We start from the raw sequence: 640 nt of genomic DNA, 5'->3' as shown, positions 1-640 counted from the left end.
TTTTACTTTGCAACAGAACCATATATTTTATAAACGCTTTTGATTCCTTGTCTGACATAGTCCGTTCACTACCGGATAAAATTTCACTGACTTTTTTAGAATCATTAGATTCTACAGCATCTTCAAATTTATTTATTTGTCCTAGGGCATCTGTTTTTCTAACTACAAATACAATTATTAAAGCAATTAAGATAATTATTAGTAATAAGAAACCATATATATATGGCTTCTTATTACGTGTCTTTTCATTTTCCATACGCATTACCCTTTATATCAATGTAGTAGCAAGTTATTTATTACTATTAAACCACGATGAAATTTTATTCTTGATTTCATCTAACTTATTATTAACTTTATTTAATTCTTCTTCCATTTTTTCATTGTTACCATTATCTTGTTGGGTTTTTGCGTCTTTCAAATTATTAATTGTGTTCTGATAATCTTCTGCAACTTTATTTAATTTGTCTGTATCTGCTTGTTGTTTTAGGCTATCAACTTTATTTTGTAATTCTGCAATTTTTGAATTTGTATCATCATTGCTATTCTCAATACTATCTTTTGTAGATTGAATTTGATCACGAATTTCTTGGTCTTGTTCTTCTACTTTTTGGCCATTATTTGGATAAAGTCCGTATAATTG

General features: G+C 27.3%; 1 protein-coding gene and 1 pseudogene. Both read right to left on the bottom strand.

Features of this window, described 5'->3' with window-relative positions:
• Positions 1–256 (bottom strand): TcaA second domain-containing protein (locus tag JVU85_RS13865; RefSeq protein WP_194378061.1); only part of this gene is annotated, 256 nt, incomplete at its 3' end.
• A gap of 33 nt (positions 257–289) precedes the next feature.
• Positions 290–640, bottom strand: a pseudogene (locus JVU85_RS13860) (hypothetical protein); the annotation flags it as partial.

Source organism: Staphylococcus sp. GDY8P72P (genome assembly GCF_016890655.1).
GTDB lineage: Bacteria > Bacillota > Bacilli > Staphylococcales > Staphylococcaceae > Staphylococcus > Staphylococcus arlettae.
This window is presented reverse-complemented; position numbering and strand designations above follow the sequence as displayed.